This window comes from Arthrobacter sp. SPT-J7 (genome assembly GCF_059089965.1).
In genome coordinates this window covers 1-6,136 of record NZ_JBNHFF010000196.1, presented here as the reverse complement: position 1 = coordinate 6,136, position 6,136 = coordinate 1, and the positions used below count along the sequence as shown (strand labels likewise).

The following is a 6,136-nucleotide window of genomic DNA, read 5'->3' as shown; positions in this document are numbered from 1 at the left end:
CCTGCTTTTGGCGGCGGGCGCCGGTATTCTCGTCGGCCGCCTCGGCCGCGGCCTCCAGGCAGGGGCGCCACAGTCACAGGGCGGTGCCCAGTCCTCGGCATCCCAGCGTTCCGTACCGGCACCGGTCGGGCAAAACACGGCTTTTGCTACCGGCAGCCCGGCCGGTTTCTATGATGAGCCCGTCATCGGCGGGGGCGCTCCGGTCTCGACGTCATCACTTCCTTCGGGCACGGCAGAGGACACGCCCCTGCGGCTCGAGGATGATCCCTACCAGTCACACGAAGGACGCCACCTGTGAGCAGCCAGATTCCGGAGCCTGCTCCGAGCGAAGCTCATGTGAAGGCGGACAACACCTCCTTGGGTGACCTGCTGGGTGATGTAACCCGTGACCTGTCCACGCTGATGCGCCAGGAAGTGGAGCTCGCCAAGGCGGAGGCGAAGCAGTCTGCCACGAAGGCAGGGAAGGGCGGCGGGATGCTCGCCGGAGCCGGAGTGGCAGGTCACTTCGTGCTGTTGTTCCTGTCCCTTGCGCTGATGTTCGCGCTTGGCGCCTTGATGCCGTTGGGCTGGGCCGCCGTGATCGTTGCCGTGATATGGGGCATTATCGCCGCGGTCCTGGCCGCGAAGGGCCGCAAGGAACTGGAACAGATCAAGGGCATGCCCCAGACCAGCGAAACACTTTCTGAAATCCCCGAAACATTCAAACCAGGTGAGGTATAGACCCATGAGCGAAAACCCGGACGCAATCCGTACCGAGATCGAAGAAACCCGCGCACGCTTGGGCACCAATGTGGACGCCCTTGCCGACAAGGTCACTCCGGCCAACGTTGTCCAGCGCCAGACCGATAAGGTCAAGGGCAGCGTCAAGGACGCCGTAACCAGTGTCAAGGACAAGGTCATGGGGGTAGCCGACTCGGCCACGTCCGCTGTCGGAGATGGGGTCTCTACAGTCCAGGACAAGGTCTCTTCCGGCACCGGCCATGCCGGTGGCGCTTTGCATTCCACCGGCGACACTCTTCACGGGGCCAGAGACACCGTCTCGGCCAAACTCAGTAACGCCGGAACAGCGATCTCCCACGCCCCGGGACAGGTCAAGGCCCAGGCCCAGGGCAACCCGATGGCCGCCGGCCTGATAGCGTTCGGCGCCGGAATGCTGCTCTCGTCCCTGATCCCGGCCAGCACCAAGGAACGCGAAGCGGCCCAGCAGCTCAAAACCGCCGCCGAGCCACTCGCCACCCAGGTCACTGACGCGGCCAAGGACATGATTCAGGATCTAAAGGAACCCGCCCAGGAAGCGATGGACAGCGTCAAGGCCACCGCCGCTGACGCCGCCCAGAACGTCAAGGCCGAAGGCCAGAGCGCTGTCACCGATGTCAAAGACCGCGCTGTAGACGCCAAGGACAACGTCCAGACCACATGAGCGCCCGGGACAGGGTCCCGGAACCGCCCCGCAACCCGGCGGGGCGGCCACCGGACCCCGGCGTGGAAATACCGAATACGGGTAGACCGCGGCATATGAAGGCACGGCCCGGCCCAGTTCCGGATCAGTGGGCCACGTACCGCCTGGTCAGCGTGGCGGCCCGGCTCAATGAGAGGCGGCTTAACCGCCGGCTGGCCGGACTCGGGCTGACCACAGGATCGCTGGACGCGCTGGATACCGCGGCGGAACTGGAGCCCACTACCGTCACCGATCTCGCCGCCATCCTCTGCGTGAGTCGGCAAAGCCTGGGCAAGGTCGTGCGGCGCCTTCAAAACCTGGGGCTCCTCACCCGGGAACGGGGCATTGACGGGCGAAGCGCCGACATTTGCCTCACCGGGAAGGGACGGGACGTCCTCTCAGCAGCTGAGGCCCTCGTCCAGGAAGGGTCAGAAACCGAAGCAGAAGCCGAAGCACTGTTCCGCCACCAGCTGGAGCAACACATTCTCCACCTCCGGAACACCGAGCCCAGCCGTGGTGTCCGGCACGGACCTCGACAGCGGCGGTCAGCAACATCCTCAAGTTCGAACAACATGCAGGATCCATCCCATGCACTTCACACTGAAAAGGGAGTAGATACTTGGCTACTACGAACCGCGCTTCCGGACCAAAAACAACCCTCCAAAAAGCAGCCCAGGCAGTAGGCGTTGTCTTCCTGCTGGTCGGAGTCCTCGGTTTCATCCCGGGCATCACCAGCAACTATGAAGCACTTTCCTTCGCCGGCCACGGCTCCGATGCGTTCCTGCTGGGCATCTTCCAGGTCTCGATCCTGCACAACATCGTTCACCTGCTCTTCGGCGTCGCAGGCATCCTGATGTCCCGCACCAACGAACAGGCCAGGAACTACCTGCTCTACGGCGGAGTCGTCTACCTCATCCTGTGGCTCTACGGACTCCTCATCGGCCACGACACCCCCGCCAATTTCGTTCCTGTCAACAGCGCGGATAACTGGCTGCACTTCGTCCTGGGTGTCGCCATGATCGCCCTGGCCATCCTACTTTCCCGCAACGCCACACGCACCACCTCCGCTAACCCCTAAAGCGCATCGCCCCGGCAACACCGCTTAGGCCCGCGTCAAGCGGGGGGCACTACATCTCCTTGGTCCGCTTTCCGTTATCGGAGGGCGGACCAAGGGTTTTGGGGGCAGCACATCCAACGCGCAGGGGCCATACTGTTTTCCTCGCGACGCTCTCGTGAGCCGCCAGCTGTGACCCATGTGCATCATCGTTGGGACCGCCGCAGCCAACCCTTTCCTTGCCGCAGATGCTAGCCGCTGCGGCCCGGTTGCTCGGCTTGTATTCGGGAAGAAGCTGGCAAGGCAGGCCGGGTTCCGTGGTCCTTGGCGTGGTCCTGAGCAGCGGGAACACCAGGCACTTAGGGCGGTCCGTTCAAGAACGGTTGAACCTGAACAAAGCGGGTACAGGACCGATGATTAGTCAGTGCCCTCGGAAAGGGCGCCGCCGACCGGTGCCGGCAAACGGTGCGGGTAGCCCCCGACAGTTCCGCTGGACCCACCGGCCTTATCAGCAGAGCAGTGGAAGGGCAGCATGAGCGAAGAACGCAGGCGGGAACTTGGCGAGTCGGATGCGCCGGTTGAGCACGAGCTAAAAGAGTCGTTTGATAAGACGATCGGTGAGGGCGCCGAACGACTCCACAGGACCATGCGGAACATCCTCATCACAGGCGTGTTCGGTGGTTTTGAAATTGGGTTGGGAATCATGGCCTATCTGGCCGTTATGCATGAAACGGGGAACCACCTCCTGGCCGGATTGGCGTTCAGCATCGGACTCGTGGCACTTCTCCTCGCGCACAGCGAACTGTTCACCGAAAACTTCCTGATGCCAGTGGCGGCCGTGGTCGCGAAAGAAGGCAGCGTCACTCAGCTGGCAAAACTCTGGGGAGGTACCCTCGTGGCGAACCTGGCCGGTGGCTGGGTGTTTGTCTGGATCGTCATGCAGGCGTTCCCGCAGTGGTCTACAGTGGTGAGCGAGAGTGCGCACCACTACGTAGATGCTCCGTTCACCCTGCAAGTAGTCGCCCTGGCGGTGCTTGGCGGCAGCACCATCACCCTCATGAGCCGGATGCAGCAAGGCACCAGCAACGATGTCGCACGGATCGTTGCCACCATCATCGGCGGCTTCCTGCTGGCCGGGCTTCAATTGTTCCACTCGATTCTGGACTCATTGCTGATCTTCGCGGCCATTCACTCCGGCGCGGACATTACCTATGGCAAATGGCTCGGCTGGTTCGGCTACACCCTGCTGTTCAACGTCCTCGGCGGCATAATCCTGGTAACCCTCCTGCGACTGGTTCGGACGAAGGAACTGATCGAGAAGCGCCGCACGGAGGCACCCGAGGACCCAGACGCACCACACAACACCTGACTACCCGCTGCTTCTGCAGCTGCTACCGAGACCGTTGGGTTTACTGCTCCTCCCCACACTTCCCGCGGCCGCTTATATATATCGACGGCCCATGGAAGTCTCCCAGCTTGAAACCTTGCAGAAATCCTCCGGGACATCTCCAAAGTTCAGTTCCGCGCCGGTCAAGTGCAGCGAGCCAGCATTGCCCCATGTCGCCACCGACTGCTTCGCTACGCGTCGAAGTGGGTCTGAATGCTTGTGCCGGACAGCTGTTCGATCAGTTCGGTGGCTACATCGCGCAGTTTGCGGTTCCGGTTGCTGGAGACCTTGGTGAGGATCTTTATCGCCTCCGCTTGCGAGCACCTGTTCTGCGCCATAATCACTCCGCAAGCCAAGTTGATGGCAGTCCGGCTCTGCATGGCTGCGTCCAGGTCTTCCGCCCGGCTCTGTGCGGTGCCGATGCGGACTGAGAGTTGCAGCGTGTTGTGCGCAGCGGCGGCAAAGCCCAGGGCCTTGTCGTAGACATGCGGGGTGAACGCGGCGGGCTTGGGCGCGAAAAAGTTCAGTGCTGCGCGGGCTTGGCCGCTGATTCCAAGGGGAACTCCCAGCGAGCTGTAGACGCCCTTCTCGGCGAATTTCCGGTTCAACTCCGGGAACCTGCGATCTGTAGAGACATCATCGATGGCTACCGGGGACATGTCCCGTAGTGCTCTTATGCAGGGACCGTCACCAATGGCCTGCTCCAGTTGATCAAGCTCTACAGCGCGTATGCTGCTGCCTGCGGCCGTAGTGGGTTTGCGTGTGACTTTGACCGTGATCGCACACTCAATTGCCTGCCCGGCAGCTTCAGAAACCGCAGCGGCTGCAAGGCCAGAAAGCCCGGAAAGGAAGTCAACTGCATTTTCTGCGCTCACCAGAATTGACTGAAGCTGGGTTACGGGTTCGTTTCCCGAGTGACTGGACATTGGCTCATCTTAGTTGCCGCCCGTTCCAACTGCGGCGGGGCTACCGCCCATGACGGTTCCGTCCCGGTACACAGCAGCTTTCAAGACACCACTCAAGGGCTCGTTACCCTGCTGCGCTACCGCGGCGTCCTTGTCCGATCCCTATTGGACGGCATCGACCCAGCTGCCTCGACGGGTCCGACGCTGCTGTGAGCGCGGACAAGCTGGCAATCGGCGCAAGAGGGCCGAGCGAAGGGCCCCACCGCCGAAGACCGCGGCCGCCTCGCTGGCTGGAGCCGCGCAACGCTCTTCCGCCACCAGCAGATGCTTGCTGCACTCAAGACCACAGCGAGGGTCCTTAGTCCGTGCCTCTCCCGTCTTCGCCTGGCTTCGGGTTTATTGCATGGCTGTAGTCTGCGCGCCGGCCGTTAATACCGAGTGTGTTGAGGATTTCGTTAAGGGCGTGCGCCAGCAGATCACGTTCAAGGGCAGGGAAGTTCAGCGCACCATGGACGTAGGCCTGGGCTTCAATCAGGCCAGCGACTCCTCCAATGCCGAAGTATTTGATCCAAACCTGTTCGAAGGTCAGCGGTGCGCCCTCGAATGCCAGCCGGAAGCCTTGGCGCTGTTCTTCCTCTTTCCCCGCGGCGCCGCATGCTTCAGCCGCCGTCATGATCGAGTCCCGGCGTGGACTCGATGATCTCTTCCGAAACTGCCTGCAGTGGCCGGTTCTCGTTCAGGGCTTTGGTCATCAGGTGGAGCATCGCTTCATGGTTCCCCATGCCCTGGCTGGCCATGACGATCCCCTTGGCGGTGCTGATGATGTCCCGATGGGCCAGCGTCGTCTTGAGTTGCTCGCTCAACATCCGGCCGCGCTCCCGGGCCTGGACATTGACCAGGAAAATCGAGGCCTGGGCTGCGAACAATTCCAGCAGCCGGATTAGCCGATGCGTTGCGGCGTTTGGCTTTGCCCAGTAAACCTTGATGGCCCCGAAAGCCAGATCCCCGGAAAGAAGAGGAACACTGACGCAGGACCGCAAACCCAGCTCGTCCGCTGCCAGACCCCATTCGGGCCAGCGGAGGTCCGTGCGAACATCCGCAATGTCCACCGGGTGTCCGGAGGCCCATGCACTCAGGCACGGACCTTGCCCGAGATCGTATTGAAGGCTGTCGGCCTCTACCACGATCGTGCCCGTGGAAGCTGTGCTGCTGCGGCTGCCGTTGGTGTCCATCAGGGATACGCCCGCTCCTGCTGCGCCACCTACGGCAAGGACCGCGGCGTCGGTGATGAGCGTCAGGGCGTGGGCGACCGTATCCTCGCTCAGGAGCACGTTGGATATCCGTGCAAACAC

At 62.3% G+C, this 6,136-nt stretch carries 8 protein-coding genes and 1 pseudogene; 6 read left to right on the top strand and 3 right to left on the bottom strand.

The window, feature by feature from the left end:
- The 6 genes and pseudogenes from AC5RWX_RS29090 to AC5RWX_RS29065 form a co-directional block, all read left to right on the top strand.
- A pseudogene (locus tag AC5RWX_RS29090) lies at nt 1-298 on the top strand (hypothetical protein); the annotation flags it as partial.
- Entirely contained in the window at nt 295-720 is a 426-nt protein-coding gene (locus AC5RWX_RS29085) for a phage holin family protein (protein ID WP_494099709.1), read from the top strand. The pseudogene AC5RWX_RS29090 and the gene AC5RWX_RS29085, both read left to right, overlap by 4 nt.
- 4 nt (nt 721-724) lie before the next feature.
- Nucleotides 725-1,420 carry a DUF3618 domain-containing protein gene (locus AC5RWX_RS29080; protein ID WP_494099708.1) on the top strand — a complete coding sequence of 232 codons (696 nt, stop codon included), beginning with the start codon at nt 725-727 and terminating at the stop codon, nt 1,418-1,420.
- Nucleotides 1,417-2,121: a MarR family winged helix-turn-helix transcriptional regulator gene (locus AC5RWX_RS29075; RefSeq protein WP_494099707.1), complete on the top strand. Its 705-nt coding sequence runs from the start codon at nt 1,417-1,419 to the stop codon at nt 2,119-2,121. Before AC5RWX_RS29080 ends, AC5RWX_RS29075 begins: the two co-directional genes overlap by 4 nt.
- Entirely contained in the window at nt 2,058-2,516 is a 459-nt protein-coding gene (locus tag AC5RWX_RS29070) for a DUF4383 domain-containing protein (protein ID WP_494099706.1), read from the top strand. The genes AC5RWX_RS29075 and AC5RWX_RS29070 overlap by 64 nt, the downstream gene beginning before the upstream one ends.
- A gap of 508 nt (nt 2,517-3,024) precedes the next feature.
- Nucleotides 3,025-3,861 carry a formate/nitrite transporter family protein gene (locus AC5RWX_RS29065; protein ID WP_494099705.1) on the top strand — a complete coding sequence of 279 codons (837 nt, stop codon included), beginning with the start codon at nt 3,025-3,027 and terminating at the stop codon, nt 3,859-3,861.
- Nucleotides 3,862-4,070: 209 nt separating this feature from the next.
- On the opposite strand, the gene AC5RWX_RS29060 is transcribed toward AC5RWX_RS29065, so the two are convergent.
- From AC5RWX_RS29060 to AC5RWX_RS29050, 3 genes are all read right to left on the bottom strand, one after another.
- Nucleotides 4,071-4,805 carry a GAF and ANTAR domain-containing protein gene (locus tag AC5RWX_RS29060; protein ID WP_494099704.1) on the bottom strand — a complete coding sequence of 245 codons (735 nt, stop codon included), beginning with the start codon at nt 4,803-4,805 and terminating at the stop codon, nt 4,071-4,073.
- A gap of 337 nt (nt 4,806-5,142) precedes the next feature.
- Nucleotides 5,143-5,457 (bottom strand): hypothetical protein, encoded by a 315-nt coding sequence (locus AC5RWX_RS29055; RefSeq protein WP_494099703.1) that lies wholly within the window; start codon nt 5,455-5,457, stop codon nt 5,143-5,145.
- Nucleotides 5,444-6,136: GAF domain-containing protein (locus tag AC5RWX_RS29050; protein ID WP_494099702.1), on the bottom strand; the 693-nt coding region annotated here is incomplete at its 5' end. The genes AC5RWX_RS29055 and AC5RWX_RS29050, both read right to left, overlap by 14 nt.

Bases quoted from the DNA above. Each gene is read 5' to 3' on its own strand.
- AC5RWX_RS29065 (WP_494099705.1), top strand. From the start codon at position 3,025: ATGAGCGAAGAACGCAGGCGGGAACTTGGCGAGTCGGATGCGCCGGTT.
- AC5RWX_RS29055 (WP_494099703.1), bottom strand. From the start codon at position 5,457: ATGACGGCGGCTGAAGCATGCGGCGCCGCGGGGAAAGAGGAAGAACAG.
- AC5RWX_RS29075 (WP_494099707.1), top strand. From the start codon at position 1,417: ATGAGCGCCCGGGACAGGGTCCCGGAACCGCCCCGCAACCCGGCGGGG.
- AC5RWX_RS29080 (WP_494099708.1), top strand. From the start codon at position 725: ATGAGCGAAAACCCGGACGCAATCCGTACCGAGATCGAAGAAACCCGC.
- AC5RWX_RS29060 (WP_494099704.1), bottom strand. From the start codon at position 4,805: ATGTCCAGTCACTCGGGAAACGAACCCGTAACCCAGCTTCAGTCAATT.